General features: G+C 70.6%; 19 protein-coding genes. 11 read left to right on the forward strand and 8 right to left on the reverse strand.

All coding sequences use genetic code 11. The features are described 5' to 3' along the window. Window positions 1-120: 120 nt before the first annotated feature. The gene (locus OKJ99_RS33715; protein ID WP_326022014.1) at window positions 121-726 is read left to right on the forward strand and encodes a CatB-related O-acetyltransferase; all 606 of its coding nucleotides are present in this window, start codon (window positions 121-123) and stop codon (window positions 724-726) included. A gap of 20 nt (window positions 727-746) precedes the next feature. Here OKJ99_RS33715 and OKJ99_RS33720 read toward each other — a convergent pair whose 3' ends face one another. The 3 genes from OKJ99_RS33720 to OKJ99_RS33730 form a co-directional block, all read right to left on the reverse strand. Further along, window positions 747-1121 carry a VOC family protein gene (locus OKJ99_RS33720; protein ID WP_326021955.1) on the reverse strand — a complete coding sequence of 125 codons (375 nt, stop codon included), beginning with the start codon at window positions 1119-1121 and terminating at the stop codon, window positions 747-749. 99 nt (window positions 1122-1220) lie between these two features. Continuing rightward, window positions 1221-2714, reverse strand: a complete 1494-nt coding sequence (locus OKJ99_RS33725; RefSeq protein WP_326021956.1) for a purine-cytosine permease family protein — start codon at window positions 2712-2714, stop codon at window positions 1221-1223. Between the two features lie 39 nt (window positions 2715-2753). After that, window positions 2754-3683: a flavin reductase gene (locus tag OKJ99_RS33730; protein WP_326021957.1), complete on the reverse strand. Its 930-nt coding sequence runs from the start codon at window positions 3681-3683 to the stop codon at window positions 2754-2756. A 206-nt stretch (window positions 3684-3889) separates the two neighbouring features. Here OKJ99_RS33730 and OKJ99_RS33735 point away from each other — a divergent pair, with 206 nt between their 5' ends. The 8 genes from OKJ99_RS33735 (at window position 3890) to OKJ99_RS33770 (ending at window position 10386) form a co-directional block, all read left to right on the forward strand. Next, window positions 3890-4531, forward strand: a complete 642-nt coding sequence (locus OKJ99_RS33735) for an amino acid synthesis family protein (RefSeq protein ID WP_326021959.1) — start codon at window positions 3890-3892, stop codon at window positions 4529-4531. Further along, window positions 4528-5079, forward strand: a complete 552-nt coding sequence (locus OKJ99_RS33740) for an amino acid synthesis family protein (protein ID WP_326021960.1) — start codon at window positions 4528-4530, stop codon at window positions 5077-5079. The genes OKJ99_RS33735 and OKJ99_RS33740 overlap by 4 nt, the downstream gene beginning before the upstream one ends. Before the next feature lie 8 nt (window positions 5080-5087). Then, window positions 5088-5855 carry an alpha/beta fold hydrolase gene (locus tag OKJ99_RS33745; RefSeq protein WP_326021961.1) on the forward strand — a complete coding sequence of 256 codons (768 nt, stop codon included), beginning with the start codon at window positions 5088-5090 and terminating at the stop codon, window positions 5853-5855. Further along, on the forward strand, window positions 5848-7353 hold the full coding sequence (locus OKJ99_RS33750) for an aldehyde dehydrogenase (protein ID WP_326021963.1): 1506 nt from the start codon (window positions 5848-5850) through the stop codon (window positions 7351-7353). The genes OKJ99_RS33745 and OKJ99_RS33750 overlap by 8 nt, the downstream gene beginning before the upstream one ends. Window positions 7354-7358: 5 nt before the next feature. Then, the gene (locus OKJ99_RS33755) at window positions 7359-7601 is read left to right on the forward strand and encodes a tautomerase family protein (RefSeq protein ID WP_326021965.1); all 243 of its coding nucleotides are present in this window, start codon (window positions 7359-7361) and stop codon (window positions 7599-7601) included. After that, window positions 7598-8641 carry an LLM class flavin-dependent oxidoreductase gene (locus OKJ99_RS33760; protein ID WP_326021966.1) on the forward strand — a complete coding sequence of 348 codons (1044 nt, stop codon included), beginning with the start codon at window positions 7598-7600 and terminating at the stop codon, window positions 8639-8641. Before OKJ99_RS33755 ends, OKJ99_RS33760 begins: the two co-directional genes overlap by 4 nt. 99 nt (window positions 8642-8740) lie before the next feature. Beyond that, complete coding sequence (locus OKJ99_RS33765; RefSeq protein WP_326021968.1) at window positions 8741-9436, forward strand: GntR family transcriptional regulator; 696 nt, start codon at window positions 8741-8743, stop codon at window positions 9434-9436. 83 nt (window positions 9437-9519) lie between these two features. After that, window positions 9520-10386, forward strand: a complete 867-nt coding sequence (locus OKJ99_RS33770; RefSeq protein WP_326021970.1) for a GNAT family N-acetyltransferase — start codon at window positions 9520-9522, stop codon at window positions 10384-10386. A gap of 39 nt (window positions 10387-10425) precedes the next feature. Here OKJ99_RS33770 and OKJ99_RS33775 read toward each other — a convergent pair whose 3' ends face one another. After that, window positions 10426-10929 (reverse strand): DinB family protein, encoded by a 504-nt coding sequence (locus OKJ99_RS33775; protein WP_326021971.1) that lies wholly within the window; start codon window positions 10927-10929, stop codon window positions 10426-10428. A 95-nt stretch (window positions 10930-11024) separates the two neighbouring features. Then, window positions 11025-11429 (reverse strand): MerR family transcriptional regulator, encoded by a 405-nt coding sequence (locus OKJ99_RS33780; protein WP_326021972.1) that lies wholly within the window; start codon window positions 11427-11429, stop codon window positions 11025-11027. Window positions 11430-11612: 183 nt separating this feature from the next. Between OKJ99_RS33780 and OKJ99_RS33785 the strand changes: the two genes are divergently transcribed. Beyond that, window positions 11613-13130 (forward strand): SulP family inorganic anion transporter, encoded by a 1518-nt coding sequence (locus OKJ99_RS33785; RefSeq protein WP_326021973.1) that lies wholly within the window; start codon window positions 11613-11615, stop codon window positions 13128-13130. Window positions 13131-13190: 60 nt separating this feature from the next. Continuing rightward, entirely contained in the window at window positions 13191-13661 is a 471-nt protein-coding gene (locus OKJ99_RS33790; RefSeq protein ID WP_326021974.1) for a DUF3592 domain-containing protein, read from the forward strand. 13 nt (window positions 13662-13674) lie between these two features. Here OKJ99_RS33790 and OKJ99_RS33795 read toward each other — a convergent pair whose 3' ends face one another. From OKJ99_RS33795 to OKJ99_RS33805, 3 genes are read right to left on the reverse strand one after another with little or no spacing between them, the layout of a single operon-like run. Then, window positions 13675-14064 carry a VOC family protein gene (locus OKJ99_RS33795; RefSeq protein ID WP_326021975.1) on the reverse strand — a complete coding sequence of 130 codons (390 nt, stop codon included), beginning with the start codon at window positions 14062-14064 and terminating at the stop codon, window positions 13675-13677. Further along, window positions 14061-14369, reverse strand: coding sequence for an ArsR/SmtB family transcription factor (locus OKJ99_RS33800; RefSeq protein WP_326021977.1), 309 nt, complete (start codon window positions 14367-14369; stop codon window positions 14061-14063). Before OKJ99_RS33800 ends, OKJ99_RS33795 begins: the two co-directional genes overlap by 4 nt. A 54-nt stretch (window positions 14370-14423) precedes the next feature. Then, window positions 14424-14873: a GlcG/HbpS family heme-binding protein gene (locus tag OKJ99_RS33805; protein WP_326021978.1), complete on the reverse strand. Its 450-nt coding sequence runs from the start codon at window positions 14871-14873 to the stop codon at window positions 14424-14426. Window positions 14874-14885 lie beyond the last annotated feature (12 nt).

The following is a 14885-nucleotide window of genomic DNA, read 5'->3' on the forward strand; positions in this document are numbered from 1 at the left end:
ATCGTCCTTGTTCAAATGTCCTGTCAATGGGTGGTCAGCCGCTCGAGGCGGCCCCTTGTCTCCGAGAAAGGCCGACCGGTGACTGCGAACGTTCCCGCCGACCCGACCGTGCTGCACCCGATGCCCGAGCAGCCGCGGGTCGTGCTCCTCAAGCCCCTGGTGAAGTCGCCGCTCATCGAGGTCGGCGAGTTCTCGTACTACGACGACCCGGACGACCCGACCGCCTTCGAGACCCGCAACGTGCTGTACCACTACGGGCCGGAGAAGCTGGTCATCGGGAAGTTCTGCGCGCTGGGGGAGGGGGTGCGCTTCGTCATGAACGGCGCCAACCACCGGATGGACGGACCCTCCACGTTCCCGTTCCCGATCATGGGCGGGTCCTGGGCCGAGAACTTCGATCTCATCACCGGGCTGCCGGGGCGTGGTGACACCGTGGTCGGCAATGATGTGTGGTTCGGCTACCACGCGATGGTGATGCCCGGCGTCCGCATCGGGCACGGCGCGGTGATCGCCTCGGGGGCCGTGGTCGTCGACGACGTCCCCGACTACGGCATCGTCGGAGGAAACCCGGCCCGTGTCATCCGTCGCCGCTACAGCGACGCCGACATCGAGCGCCTCCTCCAAGTGGCCTGGTGGGACTGGCCGTTGGAGCACATCACCGCACACGTGCGGGACATCATGTCGGGGAGCGTCGAGGACCTGGAGCGGGCCGCGCCGACCGGGTGAGCCGGTGCGGTGTCCCGGGCTCAGTGCAGGCAGAGGCAGAAGGGGTGCCCTGCCGGGTCCGCGTAGACGCGCCAGTTGGTGCCCGGGTGGATCTGGTCGGTCCGCTCGAGGAGTGTCGCGCCGAGGGCGAGTACCCGCTTCTCGTCCGCTTCGAGGTCGTCCGTGTCGAAGTCGAAGTGGACCTGTTGCGGGCGCTCCTGGCCAGGCCACTGCGGCGGCTGGTACCCGTCCACCCGCTGGCAGGCCAGGGGCGTCCCCTCGAACCCCACCACGTCGACCCAGTCGAGGTCGTCGGGGTCCAGGACCACCCGGCCGCCGAGCAGCTCCGCGTAGAACTCGGCGAGCTGTACGGGGTCGGCACAGTCCAGTGCGACCGCCTGCAGTTTCTTGATCACTTCCGGCACTCCTCGCTCGTTTGCCGCTTCTGCGACATCCTGCACGGGAAGTGTCGTACCCGCCACCGCGGCGGACACACCCGCCGCGGTGGCGCACCGTCAGCCGCGACCGATCAAGTCCGGCGCGCGCTCCGGCAGTTGCTCAGCGGCGGGGTCGGTGTCCGTGGCGGTGTTGGTACCCGTGCCCGTGCCCGTGCCTGTGTCGAGGTCCTCGCCACCAGCCCGTCGCCACAGCGGCTTCAGCCGGTACGTGAACAGGTACACGACGACCGCGACACCCGCGGCGACGAGCATGCTGAGGTCGCCGGCTCCCGGGTGGGCCGCGGCGAAGGCGCCGGTGTAGATGTCGGACACCCAGAAGGGCACGGACGCCGCGACGCCGCCCGCCCAGGCCACCAGGCCCCAGTCGACGATCCTGGAGCGGTCGTAGAGCTCGGCGATCCTGCGGGGGTCGCCGCGCCCGCCCAGGTAGAAGTCGATGAGGAGCACGGCGGCGAACGGCGCGATGAAGTACGCGGTGAGGTTGAGGAAGACCTTGAACTTGTCCTCCGTGCCGGTGGCGCCCCACAGGCTGATCCCGTACGCGAGGACGCAGATGCCGGCCACCGCCTGGGTACGGGTGACGGGGACCTTGAGGGTCTGGACGGAGATCGCGCCGCCGTACACGTTGAGGAAGTTCTGGGCCAGCGCTGACAGGCCCACGGCGACGAGCGCGGGCACGGCGAACGGGCCCATCAGCTCGTGCAGGGCCGTGATGGTGTCCGAGCTGGAGGCGGAGGCGCCGACCACGACGCCGAGGATGCCGAGCCAGGCGATGGTGAGGAAGTTGCCGAGGGCGGTGTACCAGGTGGTCTGCCGGACGACCTTCGCGGTGTCGGGCAGATAGCGCGAGTAGTCGGAGGCGAAGGGCATCCACGCCACGAGGAACGCCAGGAACCAGCCGCCCAGCGTGATCGAGCCACCGGCCGCGCCGACGTAGCCGTCCGCGTGCGGGTTGGCCTCGAAGAGGCTGCCGCCACGGACCACCGCCACGACCGTGATCAGGACGAACAGCGGAGTGAGGACGTACGTCAGCGCCCGCTGAAGGAAGTTGATCATGTTGTAGCCGAAGATGGCCACGACGAGCTCGACCACGGTGAGCAGGAGGGCGCACAGCCAGTACGGCAGGTGGCTCAGCTCCGCGAAGGCCTTGCCGCCGAGGATGACCGTGACGGCCGCCCAGCCCACACCGGAGAACACGTTGATGTAGGCGACGGGCAGGAAGTTGCCGAAGAAGCCCAGCGGCCCCCTCGCCTGGATCTGCTGCGGCACACCGAGGCGGACGCCCATGCGGGACATGACGGCCATCAGGCCTGCGCCGACACCGGCGCCGGCGACGATCGCGGCGGCGGCGGTGGCGAAGCTGAGCCCGAAGTACGCGGCGCTGAAGCCGAGCAGGATGACCGGGAAATTGAGCCCCGCCGCGAACCACACGAAGAACTGTGAACTCGGTTTACCGTGTCGCTCGCTGTCGGGGATGTGGTCGACACCGAACGGCTCGACCTTGGTGACGGCGCTGCCGTAGACGGGTGGGCCCTGGGAATCATGAGTCATGGGTGCTCCGGAGAACGTGGGTGCGGGGGCGGACGCGAGTCACCACGGAAGGGGCGCCGTCTGCGAGATGTCGAAGAAGCCGCCGCCGCTGTAGACAAGCGGGGCGAGCTCGGAATGACCAGCAGACACTACACGTCCGGTGAAGACGGTGTGACTCCCGGCCTCCAGGCGCTCGCCGATCTCGACCTCGAGCCGGGCGGCGGAGCCGTCGAGCAGCGGGGCGCCGTGCTCGCCGGGCGCCCAGTCCAGGGCGGCGAACTTGTCGGTGCCCTTGCTCGCGAACACCTTCGCCACGTCGAGCTGGTCGGCCGCGAGGATGTTGATGCCGATGTGGGTGGCACGGTGCAGCGCGGGGTGTGTCGAGGAGCTGCGCTGGACACACACCAGGACCATCGGCGGGTCCAGCGAGATGCTGGAGAAGGCGTTGACCGCGAGGCCCTTGGGGGTCCCGTCGTCGTCGGTGGTCACCACGGTGACACCGGTGATGAACTTGCGGTGCACCCCCTTGACCAGGTCGGCGTCGACGGCGGCCTCGTGCGCCGTCGTGATGATGCCGAGTGCCTCGAGGAGCTGGCGGGAGTCGAAGGTCACTGACTCCTCGGTGACGGTGTCACCGTCGAAGCGGGCGAACGTGGCGCCCGACACCTCGACGGGCCTGCCGGTGGGCGGCACACCCATGAACGTGTCCGTGTGCCGGCCCGTGCTGCGCCAGCGGACGGCCAGCCTGTCCCCGTCCACGACGAGGTCCTCGATCTCGGTGTGCAGATCGGGGAACGCCTCGCGCACCGCGCTGATGCTGTCCTTGAACCCGGCGCGGTCCTGAGCGGTGCCCGCCGGTCCGCGTCGGCGCACGTAGCCGGGGCTCAACACGGCGTCCAGGGCGTCGACTTCACCCCGGTTCCAGGCCGCGTCCCAGGCGGCGCGGAGGCGGGCGGGGCGGTCGGTGGCGTGTTCCAGGGTGAGTGACATGGCGGCTCCATCGATCGGATCGGCCTGCTCTTGCATGGCAGATCTGTTGTATGGCAGTGGACCGTAGGAATCGGGCATCCGTCATGTCAATGGTTCGGGCGAAATTCGCTGCCTACTGGCCGGTGTTGCTGGTAACCCCTAGGTCAGGGCGGGCTATTTACTGTCGACCCTTGACGGTTCCCCGGGGCACTCTTAGCCTCACTGCCATGGCACAGCAACAATCAGCAGGCCAACAGCTGTGGGCCACGCCCACACGAGGCAGACTGCGCAAGGTCGTGACCGTGGTGGACGAGGTCCTCCTGGAACTCGGACGGCCGGTCGCGACCCCCGTACGCCGCGTCGCCGCGGCCGCCGTGATCGAGAACCCCTGGGCCGGCCGCGGATTCGTCGCCGACCTGCAGCCCGAGGTGGAGGACATCGCGCCCGGCATCGGCCGCCTCCTCACCGACCGGCTGATCGAGACGCTGGGCGGCGTGGAGCACGTCGAGGCGTTCGGCAAGGCGGCCGTCGTCGGGCTCGACGGGGAGATCGAGCACGGCGGGGCATTGATCCACACCCCGTACTTCGGCAATGTGCTGAGGGAACTGACCGAGGGCACCTCGATCATCGTGTTCAGCGACGACCGGCTCGCGGCGGGCGAACCGCTGACCGTCCCCGTGTGGCACAAGACCGCCGCCGCCACCCGCTCCCACTACCAGACCGTCCAGATCCGGGTGCCGGACGCACCGCGCCCCGACGAGATCGTCCTCGTGGCCGCCGCCGCGTCCGGGCCGCGCCCCAACGCCCGTATCGGAGACCGCCGCCAGGACCCCGTGGTCCGCCTCGCCGACTTGGAGACCGCCCGATGAACCTCCGCAAGATCCTTACCTACGTCGAAGACATCCACGCCGAGGGCGGCCGCCCCGTCGGCCCGGTCGCGCGCACCGCCGTGGTGCTCGCCGTGATCGAGAACCCCTGGGCAGGTCAGGGCTTCGTCACCGACCTGCTGCCCGGCATCGACGAGGTGGCACCCCAGCTCGGCGAGCTGCTCGCGCCGCGCGTCGTGGAAGCGCTCGGCGCGCCCGTCGAGGCGTACGGGAAGGCCGCCGTCGTCGGCCTCGACGGCGAGGTCGAGCACGGCAGCGCCCTGATCCACACACTCAAGTTCGGCGACCACTTCCGCAAGGCGGCGAACGCCACCACACTGCTCCCGGCCGTGGAGAAGCGCGCGGTCGCCGGAGGTGTCTTCGACATCCCGCTGAAGCACATCACCGACGCCACCGTCCGCTCCCACCACCAGAGCATCGAGGTACGGGTCCCGGACGGCCCGCGCGCCGACGAGATCGTCATCGGCCTCGCCGCCGCGGCCCAGGGCCGCCCGCAGGCCCGCCTCGCCCCGCTCGCCACAGAGCAGTAGGCACCGCCATGGACAAGCCGCCCCTCGTACTCCTGCACGGTGTCGGCCTCGACCGCACCATGTGGGAGCCCGTCACCGCCCTGCTGGCCGACCGCTTCACCGTCATCGCGATCGACCTGCCGGGACACGGCGCCCGCCCGCCCGTGCGCGGCGACGTGACCCTCGCGGAGCTCGCCGACGGGGTCGCCGGGCACATCCCGGCAGGATCGCACCTGGTCGGGTTCTCGCTCGGCGCCCTGGTCGCCCAGCAACTCGCGCTGCACCGACCGGAGTTGACGCGCACGCTCACCTCGGTGAGCTCGGTGTGCCGCCGCACCCCCGACGAGCGGGCGGCCGTCCGGGCCCGGCTGCGAGCCGCCGAGAGCGACTTCACGGCGAGCACCGCGGCGTCCATCGAGCGCTGGTACGCGGGCACCACCGTGCCGGACGAGGTCATCGACCGGACGCGGGCCACACTGCGCGCCAACGACGTCGACTCCTTCCTCGGCTGCTACCGGGTCTTCGCGGACGCCGACGCCGAGCTCGGCCCGCGACTCGGTGACATCACCGTGCCCGCGCTCGCCCTGACAGGCGAGAACGACCCCGGATCCACCCCGGAGATGACACACCGGCTCGCCGCGGCGCTGCCCGCGTGCCGGGCCGTGATCGTGCCCGGGGCGCGGCACATGCTGCCCGTCGAGCGCCCGGAGACGTTCGCCGAGGCCCTCACCGCATTCCTCGCGCAGAGCGCACAGCACACCGACGAGAGCGCACCTGGAGACACCGCACATGTCTGAGCCCACGACGCTCACGACCCTCACGACCTGGAAGCACTTCATCGGCGGCAGGTGGGTCGAGCCCGCCGCGGGCGAGTACTTCGACAGCACCGACCCGGCCACCGGCCGCACCCTCTACCGCGCCGCCCGCGGCACCGCCGCCGACATCGACAAGGCCGTCGCCGCCGCGCGCGCCGCCTTCGAGGACCCCGGCTGGCGCGACCTCAGCCAGACCCGGCGGGGCCACCTGCTGCGCCGCCTCGGCGAGCTCGTCGCCGAGAACGCCGACGAGCTCGCCCTCATGGAGTCGCGGGACAACGGCAAGCTGCTGCGCGAGATGCGCGGCCAACTCGCCTCGCTGCCCGAGTACTTCCACTACTACGCGGGCCTCGCCGACAAGATCCACGGCGAGACCGTCCCCACCTCCGACCGCGCCGTCCTCAACTACACGGCGCGCGAACCCCTCGGCGTCGTCGGCGCGATCACCCCGTGGAACTCGCCGCTGACCCTGACCACCAGCAAGCTGGCCCCCGCCCTGTGCGCGGGCAACACGGTCGTCGTCAAGCCCTCCGAGTACACCTCGGCCAGTGGCCTGCGCCTCGCGGAGCTCGCGCTGGAGGCCGGCTTCCCGCCCGGCGTCGTCAACGTCGTCACCGGGTACGGCGCCGAGGCCGGTGGGCCTCTCGTCGACCACGAGGACCTCGCCAAGATCTCCTTCACCGGCTCCACGGCGACCGGATCGAAGATCGCCGCGTCGGCCGCGGGCCGCTTCATCGGCTCCACCCTCGAACTCGGCGGCAAGTCCCCGCAGATCGTCTTCGAGGACGCCGACGTGCCGAACGCCGCCATGGGTGTCATCGCCGGTGTCTTCGCCGCGGCCGGACAGACCTGCATCGCCGGCAGCCGCGTCTTCGCCCACCGCTCCGTCTACGAGGAGCTCCTGGAGCGGGTCTGCGAGCGCGCCAAGTCCATCCGCATCGGCGACCCCCTCGACGAGGCCACCGAACTCGGCCCGCTCGCCTTCGAGGCGCAGCGCGACAAGGTCGCCGCGTACGTCGACCTCGGCCGCGAGGAGGGCGCCCGGGTACTGACCGGCGGCGCGCCCACCGACGGCGGCACGGGCGGCTGCTTCTACGAGCCGACCGTCCTGGTCGACGTCGACAACAGCATGCGCGTGGTCCGCGAGGAGATCTTCGGCCCGGTCGTGGCGATCATGCCCTTCGACACCGAGGACGAGGTCGTCGGCCTCGCCAATGACACCGAGTACGGCCTGGCGGCCGGGATCTGGACCACCAACCTGTCCCGCGCCCACCGGGTCGCGGGCCGCCTCGACGCGGGCACGGTCTGGGTCAACACCTACCGGGCCATGTCCCCGATGTCCCCGCGCCAGGGCTTCAAGGCCAGCGGCGTCGGCGTCGAGCACGGCACCGAGACCATCAAGGAGTACACCCGGCTCAAGAGCGTATGGATCAACACGAGCGAGGAGCCCGTGGCCGACCCGTTCACGATGCGGGGCTGATCGCCGTGCCCCAGGTCACCGTCACGCTCGCCGAGGGCCGCACCCCCGAGCAGATCAGAACCCTGCAGCACGAGGTCCACGAGGCCGTGCTGCGCTCGCTCGACACCCGGCCCGAGTACATCCGGATCGTCGTCCACGAGGTGCCCACGACGCACTGGTCCACGGGAGACACCACGATCGCCGAGATGCACGCGCCGCACACCCCTACCCCCACCCCCACCCCCACCACAGAAGAGGAGCTGTCATGAGGTTTTCGCTGTTCGTGCACATGGAGCGCTGGGACGAGGAGACCTCCCACCGCGAACTCTTCGAGAACCTCACCGAGCTGACGCAGATGGCCGAGGCCGGCGGGTTCAGCACGGTGTGGGTCGGCGAGCACCACGCCATGGAGTACACGATCTCGCCCAGCCCGATGCCGATCCTGGCGCACCTGGCGGCGAAGACCGACACCATCCGGCTCGGCGCGGGCACCATCATCGCCCCGTTCTGGCACCCGGTCCGGGCCGCGGGGGAGACCGCGCTCCTCGACGTGATCAGCAACGGCAGGGCCGAGGTCGGCATCGCCCGCGGCGCGTACCAGATCGAGTTCGACCGCCTCGCGGACGGCCTCGCCGCGAGCGACGGCGGCAAGCACCTGCGCGAACTCGTCCCCGCCGTACGGGCGTTGTGGCAGGGGGACTACGCCCACGACGGCGAGGTCTGGCAGTTCCCGACGTCGACCAGCGTGCCCAAGCCGGTGCAGCGGCCCACCCCGCCGATGTGGGTCGCCGCCCGCGACCCCGCCTCGCACGACTTCGCCGTCTCGCAGGGCTGCAACGTCATGGTGACCCCGCTGATGAAGGGCGACGAGGAGGTCGCCGCGCTCAAGGACAAGTTCGACACCGCCGTGGCGGGCCACCCCGAGGTGGACCGCCCCGACATCATGGTGCTGCGCCACACCCACGTGCACGCCCCGGAGGACCCGGAGGGCTGGCGCCCGGCGGCCGAGGGCATCAACCGCTTCTACCGCACCTTCGACGCCTGGTTCGGCAACAAGAAGGCCCCGGTCAACGGCTTCCTGGAGCCCAGCCCCGAGGAGAAGTTCGCCGAGCGCCCCGAGTTCGCCCCGGAGGCCCTGCGCAGGACCGCGATGATCGGCACGCCCGCCGAGGTGATCGAGCGGCTGCGCGCCTATGAGGAGCTGGGCATCGACGAGTACAGCTTCTGGATCGACAACACGCTCTCGCACGAGGAGAAGCGCGAGTCCCTGCAACTGTTCATCAAGGAGGTCGTCCCGGCCTTCGAGTAGGGCCGGCGCCCCCACGGCATTGCCCGCCTTCTTGCATGGCAATTCCGGGATTCCCCGTCAATTGACGCCATGCGTCCCCGAAGACTAGGTTCTCGTGCCATGCAAGAGCCCGATCACCCCGCACGCAGGCCGCTGCAGCAGACCAGCATGCAGGCGAAGGTCGCCGAAGAGCTGCGCCGGATGATCATCAGTGGAGAGCTGCCGCCACGCTCCAGCCTCTCCGAGATGACGCTGTCGCAGACCTTCGGCGTCAGCCGCACCCCCATCCGTGAGGCCCTCAAGCAGCTCCAGATCGAGGGCCTGGTGGAGGTGCGCCCGCGCGTCGGCACGTTCGTCGCCGTGCCCTCGCGCCGTGAGATCACGGAGCTCTTCCAGATGAAGGAGCTCCTCGAAGGCGCGGCGGCCCGCCTCCTCGCCTTCCGCGGCAACGTTCCCGAGGTGGAACGGCTCGCCGCCAACATGAGCGCCGCCGACGAGGCGGTGCGCGCCGGCGACTCCGAGCAGTACGAGAAGCTGGTGCACGACTTCCACGAGCTGATCATGGTCGGGGCCGACAACTCCAAGCTGGAGGCCCACTACCGCACCCTGATGAACCAGCTCGCCTACGCCCGCCTCGTGCGCACGTCCCTGTCCCAGCCGGGCCGCCTCAGCGAGTCCGACCACGAGCACCACCGCGTACTCGACCTCATCCGCGCCAAGGACGGCGACGGCGCGGAGCGCGTCATGCGCGAACACGTGCGGCGCAGCCACCAGGCGCTCATGGCGGGGATGGACGACGAGCGGTTCAAGGACTGAGGGGCGGTTCACGGGCACGGCAACCGACGTCGTCGGCGGAATTCGGGTGCGGGCACCGGCCCCCATGGTGTGTCATCGCCGACATGGACATCGAGTTGGGGACACCCGAAGTCGACGAACTGGGCGCGGTCGTCGACGCCCTGCGGTCGTGGCAGCACGACACGGCGCCGATGCAGCTGCACCCCGGCGACCTGGGCTGGTACTGGCGCTGGGGCGCCGAGCGGATCGCCGCGTCGGTGCGGACGTGGCGCCGTGACGGGCGGGTCCTCGCCGTCGGCCTGCTGGACGGGCCCACCCTGCTGCGGCTGACCCTCGCGCCCGACGCCCACCAAGACGCCGAGCTGGCACGGCAGTTGCTCGCCGATGTGGTCGATCCGGGGCGCGGGGTCCTGCCCGAGGGGCCGGTCGACATCGAGGCTCCCTGGGGCGTCCTGCTGGACGACCTCCTGGCCGGGGCCGGCTGGGGTGCCGGTGAGGCGTGGACGCCGCTGCGTCGCGATCTCACCGAGCCGGTCGGGCCCCCGGCCGTGCGGATCGAGGTGGCGGGCCCCGACCGGGCGGACGCGTACGCCGCCGTGCACCGGTCGGCGTTCGAGGGGGCCATGTTCACCGAGGCACGCTGGCACGCGATGGCGGCCGGGTCGCCGCACGCGCAGGCCCGGTGTCTGCTCGCGTACGACGACGGGGGCGCGGCCGTGGCGGCGGTGACGGTGTGGTCGGCGGGGCCGGGACGCCCCGGGCTGCTCGAACCCATGGGTGTGCACCGGGACCACCGGGGCCGCGGTCACGGGGCGGCGATCTGCGTCGCCGCGGCGGCCGCGCTCCGCGAACTCGGCGCGTCGAGCGCCCTCGTGGGCACACCGAGCGCCAACACCGCGGCCGTGGCCACCTACCAGGCGGCGGGCTTCCAGCCGCGGCCCGAGGTCAGGGACCGCAGCCGGGAGGCGTAGCGCCTGGCCGCCTGTCTTCCTAGTCACCCACCGCTCTTCCTAGTCGCCCACCGCGCCGTCGGCCATCTCCCGGAGGATGTCGATGTGCCCGTTGTGGCGCGAGGTCTCCTCGATCATGTGCATCAGGATCCAGCCGAGGGTGACATGCGTGCCGTCCCTGATCGGGCGCTTCGCGGTGGTCAACAGGTCGGTTCCGGCGACGAGTTCGCGGTACCGCGCGCTCTGCTCCTCGTACTCGGCGACGAGTTGGGAAACGGGGGTCTGCGCGCCGAGCCGCATCTCGCGGTCCGGGTCCTCGTCCGTCCACGGCCCCGCGTCCTCCTCGCCGAGGAAGATCACCTGGATCCAGTGGTACTCGACCCACCGGAGGTGGTTGATCAGACCGCCCAGTGTCATGAGCGGCGACCCGGGCAGCGGCGCCGCACCCCCGTGCTCGGGCGCGAGGTCGGCGCACTTCGCGACGGCCGTGGCGCGCGCGTAGTCGAGGAAGGTCGTGAGCATCGTGCGCTCGTCCCAGGACGGGGGCATGTCGGTGCGTGTCATGGCGTGATCCTGGCACGCGGCGACAGCCCCCGGTAGCGGATTTCCCCGCGGGTGCGGGGGCCGGCTACGCCGCTCGCCGCGGGTGCGGGGACCGGTTACGCCGCCCCGGCCCCGTCCAGCCGCTCCCGCAGCGTTCCCGCGAACTCCTCCGCGCGGCCGAGCTGTTTGCGCAGGTCCGCGACGCGGTCGGCCGCCGCCTGCTCGAAGTGGCGTACACGGTCCAGGAGTTGCTCGCGCTCGCCGCCCTCGGGCGGCGGCGTCGCGTCGAGGCGGTCCGTGGCGTCCAGGAGGTCCCGCATCTGGTCGAGGGTGAACCCGAGCGGCTTCATACGGCGGATCACCATCAGCCGGGCCACGTCGTTCTCGGTGTAGAGGCGGAAGCCGCCCTGCGAGCGGGCGGACGGGATGACCAGGCCCGTCTCCTCGTAGTGCCGGATGGTGCGCAGCGACAGCTCGGTCCGGGCGGCGACCTCGCCGATCTGCATGTGCTCGCGGCTCACGCGGCGCCTCTCTCCGTGTCTACGTGGTGTCACCGGGGCCACAGTCGGCGACGCCGATCTCTACCCTAACGTCAGGGTAGAGTTGCCGGTCGTCCGGGTTGGCCGCGCGCCGCCCGCCGCCCCTCCATCCCTCCGCACAGGCCACGCGACGCCGGTGTGCCCGACCACGACAGGCCCTTTCTCTTGTCCCCCTCCTCCGCGCCCGCCCTCCCGTCCCCGGCCGCCCGGCTGCGGCGCCTGCGCCCCGACTGGTGGTCCGACCCGAAGGTGTGGCGCACCGAGATCCTGGGCGGGCTCGTGGTGGGGCTCGCGCTGATCCCCGAGGCGATCTCGTTCTCGGTCATCGCGGGTGTCGATCCGCAGATCGGTCTCTTCGCCGCGTTCACCATGGCCGTGACCATCTCGATCGTCGGCGGTCGGCGCGCCATGATCTCGGCCGCCACCGGCGCGGTCGCGCTGGTGATCGCGCCGCTCAACCGGGAGCACGGGTTCGGCTATCTGGTCGCCGCGGTGATCCTGGCCGGTGTGTTCCAGATCGTCCTCGGCGCCCTCGGAGTGGCGAAGCTGATGCGGTTCGTACCGCGCAGCGTGATGGTCGGCTTCGTCAACGCGCTCGCCGTCATGATCTTCATGGCGCAGGTGCCGGAGATGACGGACGTGCCGTGGGCCGTCTACCCGCTGATCGTCGGCGGGCTCGCGCTGATGGTGTTCTTCCCCAAGGTCACCAAGGCCGTCCCGGCGCCGCTCGTCTCCATCGTCATCCTGACCGTCATCACGGTCGCCGCCGGGATCGCGGTGCCGACCGTGGGGGACAAGGGCGCGCTGCCGTCCTCGCTGCCGGTACCGGGCTTGCCGGACGTGCCGTTCACCTTCGAGACCCTGAAGATCATCGCGCCGTACGCGCTCGCGATGGCGCTGGTCGGGCTCATGGAGTCCCTGATGACGGCCAAGCTGGTCGACGAGATCACCGACAGCCGCTCGTCCAAGACCCGCGAGTCGATCGGGCAGGGCATCGCCAACATCGTCACCGGCTTCTTCGGCGGCATGGGCGGCTGCGCCATGATCGGGCAGACGATGATCAACGTAAAGGTGTCAGGGGCCAGGACCCGCCTGTCCACGTTCCTCGCGGGCGTGTTCCTGATGGTGCTGTGCGTGGTCTTCGGGCCCGTCGTCTCCGAGATCCCGATGGGTGCCCTGGTCGCCGTCATGGTGATGGTGTGCTTCGCGACGTTCGACTGGCACTCCATCGCGCCGAGGACGCTGAAGCGGATGCCGGCCGGCGAGATCGTCGTCATGGTGCTGACGGTCGTCGTCGTGGTGGCCACCAGCAACCTCGCGATCGGCGTGGTCCTCGGCTCGGTCACCGCGATGGTCATCTTCGCCCGGCGCGTCGCCCACGTCGCGAACGTCACCTCGGTCACCGATCCCGACGGCGGCCAGGTCGTCTACTCGGTCACCGGCGAGCTCTTCTTCGCCTCCTCCAACGACCTGGTGACCCGGTTCGACTACGCCGGCGACCCCGACAAGGTCGTCATCGACCTCTCCGGGACGCACATCTGGGACGCCTCGTCGGTCGCCGCGCTCGACGCGATCGAGACCAAGTACGCGGAGCGCGGCAAGCGCGTCGAGATCGTCGGCTTCAACCCGGACAGCGCCGCCCTGCACGGAGGGCTGAGCGGCGAACTCACCGGCAGCGGCTGACCCGTTCTGCGATAACCTCCCTCCTCTTTGGACGAGTGTTGGACGAGTGAGAGGCACGACGTGCAGGTTCAGGTGCGGGGGCGGGCGGTACGCCGATGGGTCGTGGTGGGGGTGTCGGCGTTCGGCGGGATCTTCCTGGTGGTCGGGCTGATCCTGGCGTGGTCGTCGATCTCGCTGCTGCGGGAGGCGGACCGTACGACGGGCACGGTCGTGTCCCTGCAGTGGCGCGACGCCGACATCGGCTCGTCCCGCAAGTCGCGGGACCGGGACAGGCCCTCCGCGTACCCCGTCGTCGAGTTCGCCGCGGCGGACGGCACCCCGTACACCTTCCGCAGCTCGACGGGCTCCAACCCGCCCTCGTACGAGGAGGGGGAGCGCGTCGAGGTGCTGTACCGGGCCGATGACCCCGAGGGCGCGCAGATCAACGGGTTTCTCTCGCTGTGGCTGCTGCCGCTGATCTTCGGCGGGATCGGGCTGATCGCCGCCGCCGTCGCCACGGGCATCGCGGTCTTCGGGCGGCGGCGCGCGTAACGCGAATCCGGTCCTACTTGGGCTCGGTCGCGATCTGGATGAGGTTGCCGCAGGTGTCGTCGAGCACGGCGGTCGTGACCGGGCCCATCTCCAGCGGCTCCTGGGTGAAGTGCACGCCGAGCGCGGTCAGCCGCTCGTACTCGGCCTGCACGTCGTCCACGGCGAACTGGGCGAGCGGGATGCCGTCCGCGATCAGCGCGTCCCGGTAGGGCTTGACGGCCGGGTGGCCCGAGGGCTCCAGGAGCAGCTCGGCGGCGTCGGGCTCCTCGGACGACACGACGGTCAGCCAGCGGGCCTCGCCCAGATCCACGTCGTGCTTCTTCTTGAAGCCGAGGATCTCGGTGTAGAAGTGCGCCGCCTTGGCCTGGTCGTCGACGAAGACGCTGGTCATGTGGATCTTCATGGGGTGCTCTCTTCCGGGTCCTGTGCAGGGGCTGCTGGCGTGAGCCACCGCTCCGCTATCTCGCGCAGCGGGGCGGTGTTCACATCGTGGAACTTGTAACGGCCCTCCCGCCTGGCCTCGACGAGTCCGGCCGCCTCCAGCACGGCGAGGTGCTGGGAGATGGCCTGCCTGGACAGGTTCAGCTGATGCTTCATGGTCAGCCGGGAGCAGATCTCGAACAGGGTCTGCCCCGACTTCTGCGTCAGCTCGTCGAGGATCGTGCGGCGGGTGGGGTCGGCCAAGGCTTTGAACAGGTCATCGGCCACGACCCCAGCATAGGCAAGTACTCGCTTGCCTATCAACCGGAAGGGAAGCGCGAGTCACTGCCCGCGCACCGCCACCTTCTCCTCGAACGCGGCGAGCGCCGCCGCGCCGACCGCCTTGTCCTGCTCGCCGTTGCCCCCGCTGACGCCCACGGCGCCGATGACCTGGCCCTCGTACACGATCGGGAAGCCGCCGACGAAGGCGGCGAAGCGGCCGGGGTGCATGTGCTGGATGCCGAAGGCCTCGTTGCCCGGGAGGGCGGGGCCCTTCGGTGTCTCGTTGAAGAGGTGGGTGGCGCGCTGGTGGCCCGCCGCCGTGAACGCCTTCGCGATGGCGATCTCCACGCCGGTGAGGCGGGCGCCGGTCATGCGATGCAGGGCGATGGGGTGAGCGCCGTCGTCGGCGATGCAGATCGTCTGCTTCACGCCGACCCGGGCGGCCTCGGCCTCGGCGGCCTCCAGCATGATCACGGCGTCTTCGAGGGTGAGGCGGTGGATGGTGTGCATGCGTTCCCTCCC

Source organism: Streptomyces endophyticus, assembly GCF_035798155.1.
GTDB classification, from domain to species: domain Bacteria; phylum Actinomycetota; class Actinomycetes; order Streptomycetales; family Streptomycetaceae; genus Streptomyces; species Streptomyces endophyticus.